This window comes from Streptomyces sp. NPDC088730, from assembly GCF_044751215.1.
Taxonomy (GTDB): domain Bacteria; phylum Actinomycetota; class Actinomycetes; order Streptomycetales; family Streptomycetaceae; genus Streptomyces.
This window is the reverse complement of record NZ_JBIVLK010000017.1, coordinates 114,154-130,841: the sequence shown is the minus strand read 5'-3', so window position 1 is coordinate 130,841 and position 16,688 is coordinate 114,154. Positions and strand designations below refer to the sequence as shown.

Below are 16,688 nucleotides of genomic sequence, written 5' to 3'. Positions count from 1 at the left end.
GAAACGCCGCGCCGTGACCGGCCGCGCCCACATCGACGGCACCTGGGAGCCCCGCCCCGCTGCCCGCTGGGAGGACGCCTTCCTCGGCGGCAACGGCCGGCACGGCGCCATGGTGTACGGGGATCCGGCCGACGACCGGGTCGTCGTCAACCACCACACGCTGGTCCGGCCCAACGGCAGCGAGCACCTCCGCCCGCCCGAGCTGGCGCACGGGATGGAGCGGCTGCGGGACGGACTGCTGGCCGGGGACACCACGGCCGGCGAGCAGTTCGGCACCGGGCGGCCACTGGTCTGGGTGCAGCCCTTCCACCCGGCGTTCCAGACCCGGCTCCGTCCCACTCCGGCCTCGGCGCCCGCCCCCGGCGACGACGCGCCGCCCGCCGGATACCGCCGCTCGGTCTCCTTCACCACGGGTGAGATCACTGCCGTCTGCGAGGGCCGCCGCAGCCAGGTCTTCGTCTCCCGCGCGGACGACGTGATCGTGCAGCGGGTGACCGGCCCCGGGCTCGCGGTGGACCTGACCCTGGACCACGCCCTGCCCGGCGCCCCGCCCCGGCTGGCGATCGGGCGCAGCACCGCGCTGACTCCGGGCGGCGGCCGGCTGGCGCTGCGGGTGGGCTACCCGGACAGCGAGCTCGCGTACACCGGGGTGACCGTCGTCCGGGCGGACGGCGGGCGGGTGTCGGTGTCGGGTGAGGGCATCCGTGTCGAGGGAGCCCGTAGCCTGCTGCTGCTCACCCGGGTGCGGCGCCATACGGGTGACCTCGGCCTCGCGGCGGAGTGCGCGGCGCTGCCGGGGGACGACTACCCGGCACTGCTCGGACGGCACCTCTCGCTGCACCGTCCCGCCTTCGAGCGGGCCTCCCTGACGCTGGACGCGGACCCGGCGGAACGGGCGCTGCCCGGGAGCGAGTTGGTGCGCCTGGCGGACAGTCCCGCGCTGCTGGAGCGGCTGTTCGCGGCGGGACGCTACCACCTGCTCTCGTCCTCCGGTGTGCTGCCGCCCCGGCTGACGGGCCTGTGGACGGGCGACTGGGACACCGCCTGGTCGGGTGCGTTCACCACCAACGCCAATCTCAACCTCCAGATCGCCTCCGCGGCGGCCGCGGCGCTGCCCGAGGTGTCCCTGGCGCATGCCGCCCTGGTGTACGGCCAGCTCGGTGACTGGCGGGACAACGCGCGGTCGGTCTTCGGGGCGCGCGGGATCGTCGCCCCGTCGCACACGGACGGCGAGTCCGGCCACACCCGCCACTTCCAGCGCGCGTATCCGCTGCACCTGTGGACGGCCGGTGCGGACTGGCTGCTGGAGCCGCTGCTGGCACACGCCGAGACCAGCGGGGTGACGGACCCGCGACTGGCCGGGGCCCTGCACGAGGCGGCCCTGTTCTACGAGGACTTCCTGACCCGTACCGCCCCGGACGGGACCGTCGCCCTGGTGCCCTCCTACTCGCCGGAGAACCGGCCCGCCAACGCGAGCTGGGTGACGGTGAACGCGACGATGGACCTCGCGGCCGCCCGTCACGCGCTGACCGTCTCCGCGGACCACTCCCCCGGCCTCCCGGCGGCCGCCCGGTGGCGCGAACTGGCCGCCCGGCTGCCGGACTTCGCCGTCAACGGGGACGGCGCACTGGCGGAATGGGCGTGGCCGGGCCTGGCGGAGAACTACGACCACCGCCATCTCAGCCACCTCTACCCGGTGTGGCCGCTGGACGCGATCAACCCGTACGACACCCCGGAGCTGTCGGCCGCGGCGCGTCGCGCTCTGGAGCTGCGGGGCTCGGAGAACGACTCCGCCCACGGTCATCTGCACCACGCGCTGGTCGCCGCGCGGCTGCGGGACGGGGCGCGGGCCTCCGCCGCACTGAACGCCGTGCTCGCGGGCGACTTCTTCCACGACTCCCTGATGAGCGCGCACTATCCGGGGCGCGACGTCTACAACGCGGACGCCGCCCACGCGCTGCCCGCGGCGGTCATCGAGTCACTCGTCCAGTCGACACCCCACCGGCTGGTCCTGCTGCCCGCACCGCTCACCGGCTGTCCCGGCGGTGAACTGCGGGGCATCCGTACCAGGTTCGGCGCGGTCCTGGATCTGCGCTGGTCCGCCGACGGCACCGCGACCGCGGTGCTGCACCCCGGCCGTGCCGCCCGCGTCGACGTCCGCACGGGCGGCGGCAGCACCCTCACCGATTCCTCCGCCGGATCGACCGCCGCTCCGCTGGAGCTGACGGCCGGCGTGGACCGCGTCCTCGAACTGGGGCCGCGGTAGCACTTCCCCCCACCCACCATGGAAGGGACGACCATGGCACCACGCACCCGCACGCTCAGCAGGTTCGCACTGGCCCCGGCAACGGCAGTGGCGGCTCTGATCGGATTCGCCGCCGCGCCCGCCCAGGCCGCGATCTGGTCCTCCTCGGACCAGTGGGGCAACTACACCACCTCCGACGGATACACCCTGTACAACAACATCTGGGGCTCCGGAGCGGGTTCCCAGTCCATCTGGGCCAACTCGTCCTCCAACTGGGGCGTTTCGGCCGACCACCCGAACACCGGCGGCATCAAGTCCTACCCGAACGCCAAGAAGGTCGTCGGCAAGTCCATCACCTCGTTGTCGTCGCTCACCAGCGATTACAACGTCACCGTCCCGTCGGCGGGTGCCTACAACACCTCGTACGACATCTGGGACACCGATGACGACTACGAGCTCATGCTCTGGGTCAACTACAACGGCGCCGTCGGTCCGCTCGGCACGCCGCAGGGAACGGTGGCGCTCGGCGGTCACTCCTGGACCGTCTACAAGGGCGACAACGGGGCCAACCAGGTCTTCTCGTTCCTGCGCACCTCGGACTCCGCGTCGGGCTCCGTGGACATCCTGCCCATCCTCAAGTGGATCAAGGACACCAAGGGCTGGTGGGGCGACGAGATCATCGGTGACGTCCAGTTCGGCTACGAGATCACCTCGTCCGCCGGCGGCCTGGACTTCACGACGAACGGATTCAGTGTCTCCGCGAGCTGAGCCGCACACGCAGGGAGCCGGTCCCCTCGCGGGGGCCGGCTCGTGCGCGCACCGGTGTGCGGCGTCACCTCGGGGCGGGGCCGGTGCTCTCCCGTACCGTCAGCTCGGGTGCCAGCAGCTCGGTCTCGTCGGTGCCGCGGCCGGAGAGCTTGGCGACGACCTGTTCGACCGCGCGGCGGCCCATCTCCTGCGCGGGGATGGCGACCGAGGTCAGCCGGACCGATGCCTGGGCGGCCACCTGCTCGGGGCAGATGGCGACCACGGACACGTCCTCCGGCACCGCCCGGCCCTGCTGTCGCAGGAGATTGAGCAACGGCTCCACCGCCGATTCGTTTTGCACGATGAAGCCGGTGGTGCCGGGGCGCTCGTCGAATATCCGCGAGAGGGTCTGGGCCATCGCGGGATAGCCGCCCTCGCAGGGCCGGTGCAGGACCCGCACGCCGGTCTCCCGCGCCTTGGCCCGCACTCCGTCCACGGTCCGCTCGGCGAATCCGGTGTGCCGCTCGTACACCGCGGCCGCCTCGCCGATCACCGCGACCTCACGGTGCCCGAGTCCGGCGAGGTGCTCGACGCAGAGCGCTCCGGTCGCCTCGAAGTCGAGGTCCACGCAGGTGAGGCCGGCGGTCTCCGCGGGCAGCCCGATGAGCACGGCCGCGCGGTCGGTCTCGCGCAGCAGGGGCAGCCGTTCGTCGTGCAGTTCGACGTCCATCAGGATCATGGCGTCGGCGAGTGAGCTGCCGGCGATCCGGCGTACGGCGGCGGGGCCCTCCTCGCCGGTCAGCAGCAGGACGTCGTAGCCGTGGATGCGGGCCGTCGTGGCGACGGCGATGGCGATCTCCATCATCACGGGCACGTACATGTCGGTGCGCAGCGGCACCATGAGCGCGATGATGTTCGACCGGCTGCTGGCGAGCGCCCGCGCACCCGCGTTGGGGTGGTAGCCGAGCTCCTTGATGCTCCGTTCCACCCGTTCCCGGGTGGGGACCGAGATGGACCGCTTCCCGCTGAGGACATAGCTCACCGTGCTGGCGGAGACTCCGGCGTGCTGTGCGACCTCGGCAAGGGTGACCATTCAGCTCTCCATCACGGAACGACGTCGGACACCGGCACACGGAGGGGCGGTTTCAGTCGGACACCACTGCGGCGAAGCGCTTCGACACCCCACCCATCACCTTGGGTGTATACGGACGATGTGAGCCTAGACCTGCTGGCACAGCGTGTCCATAGAGCTGTCGAAGCGCTTCGACACAGGAAGCGGCGACACACGCCTTCCGTAGGCGGTGGCCCGTGGCGGTCAGCCGTACGGCCACCGCCACGATATGCCGTCCGTACCGGTTCAGGCGTCGAGCAGAACGGGGAAGGCCGCCATGTCGTTCTGGGTCATCACCGGGAGCTTGCGGATGTCCGCGTCCGGCACCGCGAGCCGCAGTCCGGGGAACCGGGCGAAGAGGGCGGGCAGCGCTATCCCCGCCTCGATCCGGGAGAGCGCGGCGCCGGGGCAGATGTGCGGACCGTGGCCGAACGTCATGTGCCGGATGGGGGCGGGGCGGGTGATGTCGAAGGCGTCCGCGTCCGCACCGTGCTGCTCGAAGTCCCGGCCGATCACCCGGTACGAGACGACCACCCCCTCGCCCTTGGCTATGACGTCGTCACCCACCTGGATGTCCTCGGTGGCGAACCGCATCAGCAGATGGGTGGTCGGGGTGTCCCACCGCAGCGTCTCCTCGATCACCGTCTCCCAGGAGACCTCCCCGTCGAGGACCATCCGCAGCTGTTCCGGGTGGGACAGGAGGGCCCGTACCGCGTTGAGGATGAGTCCGATCGTGGTCTCGTGGCCGGCCGCGACCATCGCCTTGAGGGTGCCCACCACCTCTTCCTCGGTGAGCGGCTCGCCGCCCTCGTCGGCGAGGATGAGCGCGGAGGTCAGGTCGTCGGTGGGCCGCGCGGCCTTCTCGCGCACCAGTCCGGCGTAGAAGACGTCCAACTCGGCCAGCAGAGCGAGCCGTTCGTCCTGCGGGGTGAGCATCGAGAAGAAGGCCTTGTACTGTCTGGTCAGCATGGCGTTCTCGGCGGGGTCCACGCCCATCAGCATGCCGACGACCCGCATCGGCAGCGGCTGCGCGAACACCGATTTGAGGTCGACGACGGCCCCGTCCCTGCCGCCGTCCGCGAGGGCGTCCAGCAGTTCCCCGGTGAACTTCTCGATGTCGGGCCTGACGGCCTCCAGCCGGCGGGGGGTGAGCGCCTGGGAGGTCTTGGTGCGCAGCCGCCGGTGCTCGGCGCCGTCCACGGTGAACATGGACCGCCCGGCGTCGATCATGCCGATGAGCGGCCACGCGTGCGTCACCTCGCCGCTCTGCCACAGCGCCCAGGCTTCGAGATCCTTCACCAGCCTCGGGTCGATCAGGAGTTGACGGGCGTCGGCGTACCGGGTGACCGCCCGGGCGGGTACGCCGAGCAGCTCGATCCGGGCGAGCCGGCCGGCCTCGCGCAGCCTCGCGGTCTCTCCGTCCAGGTCCTGGACCATGGGGTCGATGACGACGGTCCCGCCGTCCGGGGCTGCTGCGTGCGCGGCGGCGTGCGGGCAGTTCACAAGAGGTCTCCTGTCGTACGGACGGGGGTGAACCGAACGGGCAGCGCGGTGGTGCCGCGCAGGAACGCGGAGGGCCGCCGCACCAGCTCTGCGACGGGGACCCGGAGCTCCAGGTCGGGCAGCCGGTCGAGCAGCACCTCGATGCCGGTACGCGCGATGGTCTCCGCGATCTCCTGGGCGGGGAAGGGGCACCGGTACTCGCCGTGGCTGAAGGCGAGATGCGCGCCGTTGCCGCCCCGGGCGGAGGAGCCGCCGCCGGCCAGGCTCTGCCGGATCAGCGGATCGGTGTTGGCGGCGCCGAGCCCGAGCAGCAGCATGTCCCCCGCCCTGACCGGCTGTCCGCCGAGCCGGGTGTCGCGGGCGGCCCAGCGCCCGGCGAGGATCTGCGTCGGCGCGTCCTCCCAGAGCACCTCGTTCATGGCCTCGCCGACGCTGCGCCGGCCGCCCGCCATCGACTGCGCGAACTCGTCCTCCGTGAGCATCAGCCGCAGCGAGTTGCTGATCCAGTCGGCGGTGGTGAGGTGCCCGGCGGCCGTGACGGCCATCAGGTCGAGCATGTACTCCTCGTCGGTGAAGGCCTCGGGGAACGCGAGCATCCGGGAGGTCACGTCGTCGCCGGGGGCGGCACGCTTCGCGGCGACGAGTCGCGTCATGTGCTCCGCGAAACGCAGGTGGGCCTCCTGCGCGCCCGGACCGCCGTCGGCCAGGTCCTTCAGCACCCGGGCGATGGAGCCGCCCTCGTCGTCGGGGAACCCGACCAGCCTGGCGAGGACCAGGACCGGAAGCGGCTCACAGAAGTCGGCGACGAGGTCGGCCGTGCCCCGGCTGCACACGGCGTCGATCAGCCGGTCGGCCAACTGCTCGCAGTGGCGGCGGGTCTCGAACGGGTCGGCCCCTTCGAGGGCGGGCCCGACCATCCGGGCGTGCCGCCGGTGCTCGTCCCCCGCGCTGAAGTAGACGGACGGCAGCGGCCGCCCGACCATGGGCAGCAGCGGCCAGTCCTCCGGTATGTGCTCCCACTGGTTCCACAGGCCGACATCGCGCGGGAACAGCTCACCGTCACTGGTGACCTGATGGAGTTCCCGGTAGCCGATGACCAGCCAGGCGGGGAACCCGCCCGGCAGTTCGACGGGGACGACCGGTCCGTGGTCCCGCCGCATGGCCCGGTAGACGGCCTGCGGCTCGGTCTGGAACGAGGGCCCGCTCAGGGGTACGGCACCGGGCCCCGCGTGCGCGGGGCACTCCGGAGGGGGTGAGGCGGACTCGGGGTCTGGGGAGGAAGGGCGCGTCATCGTCCTGACTTCTGTGGCGGAAGCGTCACGCGTCACGATCGTGCGGTCAACGCACGCCCACTATAAGGATTTTATGTGACACCACAGCGGTCGATGACGATCAAATGTGCACCCGAAATGGAGCAACCGCTGGACATCTCACGACAATTGACGACCGACTCCAAGCACCGACGCCAAGTACCGACGCCAAGCAGCGACGCCGAGGAGCGGCTCCGTACCCGGCTAGAAGCGCCCGGCCCCCGGGGCGTCGCACAGCTCCCCGGCCTCGAAGGCGACGTTGACGAGTCCGGCGAGCCGGTCGGCACCGGTCACGAGCTTCAGCGCATGCCAACGGGAGAGCCAGTACACGCGCCCTCGGTGACCGGCGAGAACCTCCCGCAGCCCGTCCGGGGCGTGCGTCCACACCGGCGGAAGGGTGTCCGCGTAGTCGAACGCGGCCCGCAGACCGATCCAGCCGTCGTCCCGGACATCGTCTGCGGTCAGCAGTATCTCGACGGCCTGACCGGGCTCCTGCCGGCACTTCTTGGCGTGGATCCAGTGCACTTGGTGGCCCGCGGCGTACCGCGCGCAGTCCTCGCTCCGCACGGAGCCGTGTTCGGGGAGATGACGCAGCACGGTGAGTCCCGCCTTCCGGGGATGATGGACCCCGAGCGCTCTGCACCGCGGTCCGCTGTTCCCCGTACCTCGCGCACGGGGCAGGTCGTCACCCGGAGCACCCGCAGCGGAGCGGGGTGCCGTCCAGCAAGCCGGGGCTGCGCACTGGAACTCATGACCCGGCGAAAACCCTAACGCACCGAGCAGCCGCCTCCCGACGCGCGGGACCGCTCGGCCGACGGACGGTCAGGGACGCACGGGCGCGGGCCGGATCCGGCCCGCGCACCCCCGCCTCTCCCGGTGACGGCCCGGCCGGCGCTCAGCCGTCACCGGGCCGGCCGGTCAGCCGGTGACGAGGCCCGGGTCGCTCGTTCCCGCCTCACCCGTCTCGACGTGTCCGGCGAACCGGCGAAGGAACGCGGCGTCCGCGTCCGAGACCACCTCGATGTCGTACCAGCGCTTGCTCCCGCGCAGGTCAACGGTGTGCCGCACGGTCGCGCCGGCCCGCACCGCGAAGGTCTGCGCCCCGCCGCCGTAGGCGTCCGCCTTGCGCACGGTCAGCTGGACGGTCCCCGTACCGGCATGGGTGAGCGTCAGGTCGAGAGCCCCGTTCGCCGGGTTATGACGCGCCGTCACCTCCGGTCCGGCCGCCTTGCCGGGACCCCTGAAGGTCCGCAGGAATCCGTTCGGACCGTGCACCGTGAGGTCGGTCACTCCGCTGGAGTAGGCCGTGTTCCAGCTGTCGGAGAGCGACTTGCCCGCCTCGGTGGTGTAGGTCCAGGGCCCGTCGCCGCGGTTGGCGGACGTCACCAGGAACTGCGCTCCGGCTGCGTCCCCGCCGCTGAAGGTGAGCCGGTACTTCCCGGTGCCCGGGTCTGCCGTCCCGTCCACGAGCGGCGCGTACCGCAGCGGCCGGGTGGGCCGCGTGCCGGACTCCTGCTTCGGCACACTGCCGGAGACCGGCGGCACCGGTACGTAGTCGGGGTGCCGCTCCCCGTCCGGCGGGGCGTATCCGTCCGTGGAGGGCAGCGAGGCGGGCGCGGTCCGCGTCGTGCGGAAGTCGAAGGCCGAGGTGAGATCGCCGCAGACAGCGCGCCGCCAGGGCGAGATGTTGGGCTCGTGCACGCCGAAGCGCTCTTCCATGAACCGGATGACGGAGGTGTGGTCGAAGACCTCGGAACAGGCGAACCCGCCGGTGCTCCACGGGGACACGACGGTCATCGGCACGCGCTGCCCGAGCCCGTACGGCCCGGCCGCGTACCGGATGTCGCCGGGGAAGTGGTCGGCGGAGGTGTCCACGGTGGACAGCCCCTGCGCCGCGCCGGACGGCACGAACGGCGGCACGACGTGGTCGAAGAAGCCGTCGTTCTCGTCGTAGGTGATGAAGAGGGCGGTCCGGCCCCAGACCTCGGGGTCGGACGTCAGCGCGTCCAGCACCTGCGAGATGTACCAGGCACCGTAGTTGGCGGGCCAGTTGGGGTGCTCGCTGTAGGCCTCGGGAGAGACCACCCAGGAGATCTTGGGGAGCGTCCCGGCCCGGACGTCGGCCTTGAGATCGTCGAGGAGCCCGTCGCCGTTCTTGACGTCGGTCCCGGTGCGCGCCTTCTCGAAGAGCGGGTCGCCTGGCTTGGCGTCGCGGTAACTGTTGAAGTAGAGAAGCGAGTTGTCGCCGTACGTGCCCCGGTAGGCATCGTCGATCCACCCCCATGATCCGGCGGCGTCGAGCCCGTCACCGATGTCCTGGTAGACCTTCCACGACACCCCGGCCTCCTCCAGCCGCTCGGGATAGGTCTTCCAGCCGTACCCAGACTCGTCGTTGCCGAGCACGGGACCGCCGCCGGTGCCGTCATTTCCGGTGTACCCGCTCCACAGGTAGTAGCGGTTCGGGTCGGTCGAACCGAGGAACGAGCAGTGGTACGCGTCGCAGACGGTGAACGCGTCGGCGAGGGCGTAGTGGAACGGGATGTCCTCCCGCGTGAGGTGGGCCATCGTCGTGGCGGTCTTGGCGGGGACCCACTGGTCGTACGCACCCTTGTTCAAGGCCCGGTGCCCGCCGGCCCAGTCGTGGTTCAGGTCCTGGAGGAACTGCAGCCCGAGGTCGTCGGCGGGCGGCCGGAACGGCAGCACCTCCTTGCCGAGGAGGTCCTTCTGGTGCCAGACCGGCTTTCCGCTCGGCAGCGTGACCGGACGCGGGTCACCGAAGCCGCGCACACCCTTCATGGTGCCGAAGTAGTGGTCGAAGGAACGGTTCTCCTGCATCAGTACGACGATGTGCTCGACGTCCTGGAGCGTGCCCGTACGGCCTTTCGCGGGCAGTGAGGCGGCGCGGGCGATGCTGCTCGACAACGTACTGAAGGCGACCGCGCCTCCGGCGAGTTGCAGGAGGCGGCGACGGTTGAGATCTGCCATGGGTGGGGGCCTCTGTGGGGTGAGGAAACATAAGGGCGAAAACGACAGGAGTGTTCCAGAACCGGCGGTCCGGCGGAAGACCCGTGCGGTGTGCACGCGATGGCGTTCCGCCGAACGTTCCGGGTCCGGCCGAACTCCTCACAGAACCGGCGGACGCCGCCCTCGCTTGGGCCCGCGCCTCTGTTCGGGCGCTCGCCGTCCGCTGTGTGACGGGGCCGTGCAGGTCCGCGCCCGCACCGGCCTCGGTCCGGGCGCGGACCTACACGACGGCGTCTCATCGTCCGCCGCGACGCCGGTGGGCCCGCTGGCGGCACGTCGCGCCGCAGTAGCGTGCGGGACGGCCCGCCGTCTTGGCGTCGAACTCGGCCCCGCACTCCTCGCATCGCGGTCTCGTTGCGTGACGCCTGCCGGGCGCGTCACGGAACACCCGCCTTTCCGTGACCGAGGCCGGTCCCCGCAAGCCCTCCAGCGCCAGGTGGACCATGCGCACCCCGGCGGCCGCGTCCCGGTGGGCGGCCCGCATCGTCGCGCATCCGGCGATGAGTACGGCGATGTCGTCCGGGCCCAGGTCGGCACGGACTCCACCGGTGCGCTGGGCCGCGCGGAGCAGCTCGGTCAGCACCTGCTGGAACTGGTGCGCCGAGGCGGCGAGCATCGGGCGCGGCCAGCTGGTGTCCGTGGTCACGAGGTCGCAGACGTGCTTGCGCCCGGACGACTTCTCGATGGTCTCCAGGAGGAAGCCGAAGAACGCCGCGGCAGGAGGGGCCTGCGCGGCCCACCGGCGAGCCGCCGCGACCAGGTCTTCGACGTGCTGGACGAGTACGGCCTCCAGCAGGTTCTCCTTGCTCGGGAAGTGCCGGTACACGGTGCCGGTACCCGCCCCCGCCTGCCGTGCGATCTCGCTGAGGGAGACGTCGAGTCCCTTGACGGTGAACGCCTGAACGGCTGCGGCGAGCACCTTCGCGCGGTTGCGCCGGGCATCGGCCCGGCCGGTGCCGGAGGGAGCGGGAGCCATGTCACGTATTCCTTGTCCATCGCCTTCAACCGGGTGCAGGATTCCACATCGTCCCCGGGACCGCCACGCTGACAAGGCCCTCGAACCCCCCGGGGCGGAGGACGACATGACCGCTCGCCCGGCACGGCCCGACCCTTCCGTTCCCGGTTCCCGTCCCGACGCCCGGCTCGTGGCCGTGTCCGGTGCGACCGGCAAGCAGGGCGGCGCCACCGCACGGCGGCTTCTGGCGGCCGGCACACCGGTGCGCGCGCTCGTACGTGACACGACCGCACCCGCGGCCCTCGCACTGCGGGCCGCCGGGGCCGAACTGGCCCGCTGCGACGTCGACGATCCTTCGGGTCTTCCGGCGGCGCTGGAAGGGGCGACGGGACTCTTCGCCGTTCCTCCGCTCGCGTACGGGCCGGGCGGCACCGACGCGGAGCGGGAGTTCACCCGCGGCCGGGCCCTGGCGGACGCGGCGGCGGCAGCCGGAGTCGGGCACGTCGTGTTCACCGGTATCGCGTCCACTCCGGACCGGCTGCCCACGGCTCAGGGCAAGGAGCGAATCGAGCACCATCTGCGTGAACGGATCGCTCTGGTGACGGTGCTGCGTCCGGTGCGGTTCATGTCGAACTACCTCGCGTCGTGGGACATCGGCCTGGACGGCATCGTCAACGGAGTGCACCGGCACGTCTTCCCTCCGGACGAGCCTGTCCAGGTCATCGCGGTGGAGGACATCGCGGAGTTCGCCGCGTTGGCGTTCGACTCCCCGGACCGGTTCGGCGGCCGGACGCTGGAGCTGGCCGGAGACGCGCCGACCCCGGCGGAGGCGGTCGCCGCCATCACGGAAGCGACCGGCACGACCGTGCGCTATCACCAGCTCACCCACGACGAGGCCGCCTCGCTCAGTCCCGAGATCGCCCACGTCAGGAACCGCTGGGCAGCCGGCGCGCGCTGGCACGCCGACATCGAGGCGCTGCGCGTGGTGCACCCCGGACTGCGCACCCTCGCGGACTGGCTCGAGGAGTCCGGCGCCGACGCGCTCCGCGCCACGTTCGCCGGACCGCCACGGACGTCGGCGCGGGCGGACTGACGCACACGGCGAGTGCGGTGCGGGCCGACGGCGGACGGTCCGGAGGGGGTTGTCCCCCGCGGTCCCCTGGGGGACAACCCCCAGGAAGGTCGGGGAGAAACCGGGTCGTGGGGAGGACGCCGAGTCCGTAGGTTCTGGGGTGAGATGGCCGTACCGCCCCACACCGTCCCCGGAGGAAACCCGTGACCGCCGCCCCACCCCGTCAGCCGACGCGCACGCCGCACGCCCTGGTCGCGGCATTCGTGCGCTTCGTGGTCTGCGGCGGCGGGGTCGGGGTCGCCTCCAGCGGAGTGCTGATGCTGCTCCACGGCCTGATGCCGCTGGCCCTGGCGAACGCTCTGGTGACCGTGGTGTCCACGGTGATAGCCACCGAGCTGCACAGCCGGGTGTCGTTCCGCAGCGACCGCCGCGGGTGGGGCGTGCACCTCCGGTCCGGGCTGACCGTCGCCGTCAGCTACGCCTTCACGACCGGGGCGCTGCTCTGCCTCTTCGCGGTCCGCTCCGAGCCGTCGGCTCTGGTCGAACAGACTGTGTACCTGTCGGCGTCGGCGCTGGCCGGGGTCGGGCGGTTCGCCCTGCTGCGGGTGGTGGTCTTCGGGGACCGGAAGACCGGCCCGGCCGCCGGCCCGGTGCTCGGGAAGACCTCCGTGGCGATGGCCGCCTGACACAGGGCGCCCGCCCGGACCGATTGGATATCGTGGCTGGCCGGCCGGGCAGACGCACGGCCCATGGGCCGAGTGGGGGCGCGGGTGACACAAGGGCGGACCGGATGGCTGCGAGTGCCGGTCGGTGACGGTGCCGTGCGGTGGGCCACCCGAGGGAAGTGCCTGCGGGTGCTGGTCGTCGTGCACAACGTGACCTCCGCCACCCGGCTCCTGGACGTGCTGCCGCTCTTCGACGGCGATCTGCGCATCCAGCTCCTCGCCACCTGCCCGGAGTCCTCGGCCTTCTCGGCCGGCACGGCCGAGCTCCTCGCCGGAACCGGAGTACCGGTACTGCCATGGGAACAGGCCCTCGAAACGCCGGTGGACCTGGCCGTCTCCGCCAGCTTCGGTGGCCGACTGGAGCTCCTCGAAGGCAAGTTGGCCATCCTCTCGCACGGTGTTGGATACACTAAAAGGCTGGCGACACCGGACACCGGCGCAGGAGCGGAGCCCAGCTCCGTGCCCGTGTTCGGGCAGGCCCCGCAGTGGGTCCTGGCGGACGGCGTACCCATCGCGGACGCTCTCGTCCTCTCCCATCCCGAGCAGTGCGACCGGCTGCGCGCCGCCTGTCCCGAGGCCGCGCCGACCGCTGTGCTCGCCGGTGACCCCTGCTTCGACCGCGCACTCGCCGCCCGCCCCTACCGCGAGCGCTTCCGCCGGGCACTCGGGGTACGGACCGGGCAACGGCTGATCGTCCTCAACTCCACGTGGAATCCGGCGTCCTTCTTCGGGGACGGCGGCACGGGCGGCGACGACCTGCTGCCCGCGCTGCTGCCCCGGCTCGCAGGCGAGTTCCCCGTGGACGAGTACCGGTTCGCCGCCGTGCTGCACCCCAATATCTGGCACGGGCACGGCCCCGGCCAGGTCCGGGCCTGGCTCGACCGGGCGCGGCGCCGCGGGCTGGTGCTGATCGATCCGCTGGAGGGGTGGCGGCAGGCTCTGGTGGCGGCCGACGCGGTGGTCGGGGACCACGGGTCCGTCACCTTCTACGCGGCGGCGCTCGGCACTCCGGTGCTGCTGGCGGCGGCGCCGCTGCACGAACTCGATCCCGGGGCGCCGGTCTCCGGCTTCATGCGAGTGGCGCCCCGGCTGGACCCCGGTGCGCCGCTGCGCGAGCAGATCGACCGGCTCGTGGAGCACCACCGGCCGCTGCCGGGGCCCGCCGAGTACACCACCTCCGTGCCGGGCGAGGCCGCGGTCCGGCTGCGGTCCCTCTTCTACTCGATGATGGGTGCGGCGGAGCCGGAGTGGGCCGCCTCGCTGGAGCCGTTGCCGCTGCCCGGCCACGAACCGGTGTCCGTCACGGCGCCCCTGCACGTACTGACCCGGGTGCCCCGGCCCGGCGAGGTCTCGGTGAGCCGTTGGGCGGGTTCACCGCCCCCCGGCCGAGTGCGTGGGCGGTGACGCGCACATCGCCGTGCACGAGGACACCCGCGACGTGGACTGGCTGGAGCTGGCCGACGTCGTCTTCCGGGACGGGCGGCCCGACGATCCCCGGTTCGGGTCTCCGGCGGTCTGGACGGCCGAGGTGCTGCACCGTCACCCCGGCTGTGCGCTGGCCGCCTTCACGGCCGGCCCGTCCGAGTGCCTCGTCAGGCCGAGGGGCGGGCGGCTCCTCAGCCTGTCGTCCGCGCCGGAGGACCCGGTGGACCCCGCGGCCGTCGCCTCCGCCCTCCATGCGCTGCTGGGGGCCGGGGGTGGCGGGGACGACGCGAGGGCGGAACGGCTCGTGACCCTGCTGGATGACGGCGGGTTCACCGTGCGGTCCGGGGCGCGGAGCGTGCGGGTGCGGATCACCGGCGAGCCCGCCGGGTGACGCGCCTCAGCCGCTGCCGTGCTCGCCGGCCGTGCAGCGCTCGCGCATGGACCGCAGATGCGCCACGTGGTACTCGGCGCCCTGGCCGCTCAGCGTCGTGATCGCCGCCTCGACCAGGGGGCGCGCGGTGGCGGTGTCCGACTGGTCCAGCCAGGTCTCGGCCAGGTCGGTCAGGGTCCTGGCCGTGTTGTACGTGTCGCCGTCCGCGCGGAAGTGACGGAGCGCCGTTTCCAGCCGTTCCCTGGACTCCTCGAACCTGCCGAGGCCACGCAGGGCGCGGCCCCGGTGGCGTTCCAGCAGGGCGCGTGCCCGGGGGACGTCGGCGGTTCCCTCGTCCGCTGCCCGGATCGTGACCAGCACGGCGTCCGCCTCCTCGAAGCAGTCGTACGCCTCCTGGAACCGCCACTGCCGAAGCCTCAGCAGGCCGAGGAACTCCGTCGCGGACGCGTGGCCCCGCTTGTGCCCCGCCGCCTCCTCCGCCCGCGCGGCCGCGAGCGCCTCAGCCTCCGCCTCGTCCCAGAGGCGCAGCTCTGTCAGCGTGTGCGCGAGCTGGGCGTGCAGTGCTCCCGCGTCCGCGCTTCCCGGCAGGTGGGCGTCGGCGAGGCGTGCTCCGGCGCGCAGGGCGGGCAGCAGCATCTCGTGGCGGCCGGCCTTGAGCTGTAGCGGCCACAGAGAACGGCACAGCCGTACGGCCGAGTCCGGGTCGCCGGATTCCTCCGCACAGTGGACTGCCTGGATCAGGTTGCCGGACTCGGCGATCAGCGCGTCGAGCGCCTCGCCCCGGCTTCCGTAGGCCGGGGCGTCGCCGGTGCCGGAGGGCGCGGGGACCCGCCAGCTCTCCGGCAGTGCCTGGTGCGCCGCGGAAGTCGACACATCGACGTACCAGCGCAGGGCCCGTGCCATCGCGGCCGAGCAGCCGGCGATGCCGTCCTCCTGTACGGCGACGGACTCGGCATGTCCGCGGACCGCCGGGCGGTAGTGGTAGCGGGCCCGGCCGTCGGCAGTGGCGTTGCGCTCCAGCAGGAGCCCGTCCGCCAGTTCCTCAAGCCGCCGCCCGGCGTCCTCCGGCGTCACCCCGGCGACCCGGGCGGCCGCCGCGGCGTCCAGGGCGGGCCATTCGCGTACCGCCAGCAGGCGGTACAGCCTCGCCGTCCCCGGGTCCAGCGCGCCGTAGGTGTCCTGCGCCGCCGCCCGTACGGGGTCGCCGCCGGCCGGCGTACCGGAGGCGGGTCCGGTGAGACGGGGCGCCGCCGCGCGCAGGGCGTACGGCGATCCGCCGCACCGGGCGAGGACGGAGGGCAGGGTGGCGCGTGCCGCGGCGATCGCCGGCTTGTCCAGGAGCTGGGTCAGCAGCCGTACCGCGTCCTTGTCCGCCAGCGGGCCGACGGGAACGCGCACCGCGTCGAGGCCGGGGAACGGGCTGCGGGCCACCACGATCGTGAACACGGCGGGCGCGGAGGTCAAGAGCGGCCGGATCTGGGCGGCCGAGTGCACGTGGTCGAGGACGATCAGCAGCCGCAGGTCCGCCACCCAGCCGCGGAAGAACTCGCTCAGTTGGTCAGCTGCGGTCGGCATCTCCTCGTCCGGCACGCCGAGCTGGCGCAGCAGGCCGCGCAGCACGGTCCCCGCACCGCGCGCCGCGGTGGTGCCGCCCGCCAGATCGGCGTAAAGCTGACCGTCCGGGAACAGCCCGGACTGGCGTACCCCCCAGTGCACCGCCAGTGTGCTGGTGCCCATGCCTTCCGCGCCGTGCACCAGGGCCAGCCTCGGGGTGCCGTCCGCGCGTCGCGACGCCTCGCGGTCGAGGCTCTTCAGCGCCTCCTTGCGGTCGGTGAAGAACCTTACCGAGGCGGGCAGACCGGGCTGCCCGGCACGCGGCGTGAAGTCCGCCGGCGCGCCTCGGCCCGTGCTGCTCACCCGGCTCGCGAACGCCGTCCAGGAGGAGGCGAGCCGGGGGTTCTGGCGGAGCCGCTCCGACACCATGAAGGCCACCGCGTCGAGTTCGCCGGGTGCGACGGGCGCCGGGATCTCGCGGCCGACGATGCGGCGGACGTATCCGCCGGTCGACTCCCACACCCATCTCCCGGCCTCGTTGGCCATTCCCGAGCCGACCGCGCCGAGCACCGCCGAGACGGCTGTCAGCGAAATGGGATCCAGCATGTGGCGCACTCCCCGTTCCC

Annotated in this window: 13 protein-coding genes and 1 riboswitch; of the genes, 6 read left to right on the top strand and 7 right to left on the bottom strand. The window is 72.5% G+C overall.

Translation table 11 applies throughout. The features are described 5' to 3' along the window. Nucleotides 1–13: 13 nt before the first annotated feature. Together ACIP89_RS33370 and ACIP89_RS33365 are read left to right on the top strand one after the other, a co-directional pair. Entirely contained in the window at nucleotides 14–2,266 is a 2,253-nt protein-coding gene (locus ACIP89_RS33370; protein ID WP_402118135.1) for a glycosyl hydrolase family 95 catalytic domain-containing protein, read from the top strand. Between the two features lie 33 nt (nucleotides 2,267–2,299). After that, a complete protein-coding gene (locus tag ACIP89_RS33365) occupies nucleotides 2,300–3,013 on the top strand; it encodes a hypothetical protein (RefSeq protein WP_402118117.1) in 714 nt (237 codons plus the stop codon). 64 nt (nucleotides 3,014–3,077) lie between these two features. Here ACIP89_RS33365 and ACIP89_RS33360 read toward each other — a convergent pair whose 3' ends face one another. The 6 genes from ACIP89_RS33360 to ACIP89_RS33335 all read right to left on the bottom strand — a co-directional run bounded on the left by ACIP89_RS33360 (nucleotide 3,078) and on the right by ACIP89_RS33335 (nucleotide 10,916). After that, a complete protein-coding gene (locus ACIP89_RS33360; RefSeq protein WP_401927526.1) occupies nucleotides 3,078–4,085 on the bottom strand; it encodes a LacI family DNA-binding transcriptional regulator in 1,008 nt (335 codons plus the stop codon). 264 nt (nucleotides 4,086–4,349) lie between these two features. Further along, a complete protein-coding gene (locus ACIP89_RS33355) occupies nucleotides 4,350–5,606 on the bottom strand; it encodes a cytochrome P450 (protein WP_402118115.1) in 1,257 nt (418 codons plus the stop codon). Further along, a complete protein-coding gene (locus ACIP89_RS33350; protein WP_402118113.1) occupies nucleotides 5,603–6,898 on the bottom strand; it encodes a cytochrome P450 in 1,296 nt (431 codons plus the stop codon). Before ACIP89_RS33350 ends, ACIP89_RS33355 begins: the two co-directional genes overlap by 4 nt. A 222-nt stretch (nucleotides 6,899–7,120) precedes the next feature. Then, nucleotides 7,121–7,513 (bottom strand): hypothetical protein, encoded by a 393-nt coding sequence (locus ACIP89_RS33345; protein ID WP_402118112.1) that lies wholly within the window; start codon nucleotides 7,511–7,513, stop codon nucleotides 7,121–7,123. Nucleotides 7,514–7,562: 49 nt separating this feature from the next. Beyond that, a riboswitch (SAM riboswitch) is annotated at nucleotides 7,563–7,672 on the bottom strand. A 162-nt stretch (nucleotides 7,673–7,834) separates the two neighbouring features. Continuing rightward, nucleotides 7,835–9,901 (bottom strand): phosphocholine-specific phospholipase C, encoded by a 2,067-nt coding sequence (locus ACIP89_RS33340; protein WP_402118111.1) that lies wholly within the window; start codon nucleotides 9,899–9,901, stop codon nucleotides 7,835–7,837. Nucleotides 9,902–10,175: 274 nt separating this feature from the next. Then, nucleotides 10,176–10,916, bottom strand: a complete 741-nt coding sequence (locus ACIP89_RS33335) for a TetR/AcrR family transcriptional regulator (RefSeq protein WP_402118110.1) — start codon at nucleotides 10,914–10,916, stop codon at nucleotides 10,176–10,178. 106 nt (nucleotides 10,917–11,022) lie between these two features. Here ACIP89_RS33335 and ACIP89_RS33330 point away from each other — a divergent pair, with 106 nt between their 5' ends. The 4 genes from ACIP89_RS33330 (at nucleotide 11,023) to ACIP89_RS33315 (ending at nucleotide 14,508) form a co-directional block, all read left to right on the top strand. Continuing rightward, a complete protein-coding gene (locus tag ACIP89_RS33330) occupies nucleotides 11,023–11,988 on the top strand; it encodes an NmrA family NAD(P)-binding protein (protein ID WP_402118108.1) in 966 nt (321 codons plus the stop codon). Nucleotides 11,989–12,170: 182 nt separating this feature from the next. Then, nucleotides 12,171–12,653, top strand: coding sequence for a hypothetical protein (locus ACIP89_RS33325; RefSeq protein ID WP_401933024.1), 483 nt, complete (start codon nucleotides 12,171–12,173; stop codon nucleotides 12,651–12,653). Nucleotides 12,654–12,767: 114 nt separating this feature from the next. Continuing rightward, nucleotides 12,768–14,096 (top strand): hypothetical protein, encoded by a 1,329-nt coding sequence (locus ACIP89_RS33320; protein ID WP_402118106.1) that lies wholly within the window; start codon nucleotides 12,768–12,770, stop codon nucleotides 14,094–14,096. Further along, a complete protein-coding gene (locus tag ACIP89_RS33315) occupies nucleotides 14,086–14,508 on the top strand; it encodes a hypothetical protein (protein ID WP_402118104.1) in 423 nt (140 codons plus the stop codon). The genes ACIP89_RS33320 and ACIP89_RS33315 overlap by 11 nt, the downstream gene beginning before the upstream one ends. 6 nt (nucleotides 14,509–14,514) lie before the next feature. Here the strand turns inward: ACIP89_RS33315 and ACIP89_RS33310 are convergent, their stop codons facing one another. Beyond that, nucleotides 14,515–16,668: a tetratricopeptide repeat protein gene (locus tag ACIP89_RS33310; protein WP_402118102.1), complete on the bottom strand. Its 2,154-nt coding sequence runs from the start codon at nucleotides 16,666–16,668 to the stop codon at nucleotides 14,515–14,517. Nucleotides 16,669–16,688: the final 20 nt, after the last annotated feature.

Excerpts from the sequence above, each read along its gene's own strand:
- ACIP89_RS33365 (WP_402118117.1), top strand. The coding sequence starts at position 2,300 with ATGGCACCACGCACCCGCACGCTCAGCAGGTTCGCACTGGCCCCGGCA.
- ACIP89_RS33360 (WP_401927526.1), bottom strand. The coding sequence starts at position 4,085 with ATGGTCACCCTTGCCGAGGTCGCACAGCACGCCGGAGTCTCCGCCAGC.
- ACIP89_RS33350 (WP_402118113.1), bottom strand. The coding sequence starts at position 6,898 with ATGACGCGCCCTTCCTCCCCAGACCCCGAGTCCGCCTCACCCCCTCCG.
- ACIP89_RS33340 (WP_402118111.1), bottom strand. The coding sequence starts at position 9,901 with ATGGCAGATCTCAACCGTCGCCGCCTCCTGCAACTCGCCGGAGGCGCG.
- ACIP89_RS33335 (WP_402118110.1), bottom strand. The coding sequence starts at position 10,916 with ATGGCTCCCGCTCCCTCCGGCACCGGCCGGGCCGATGCCCGGCGCAAC.
- ACIP89_RS33330 (WP_402118108.1), top strand. The coding sequence starts at position 11,023 with ATGACCGCTCGCCCGGCACGGCCCGACCCTTCCGTTCCCGGTTCCCGT.
- ACIP89_RS33310 (WP_402118102.1), bottom strand. The coding sequence starts at position 16,668 with ATGCTGGATCCCATTTCGCTGACAGCCGTCTCGGCGGTGCTCGGCGCG.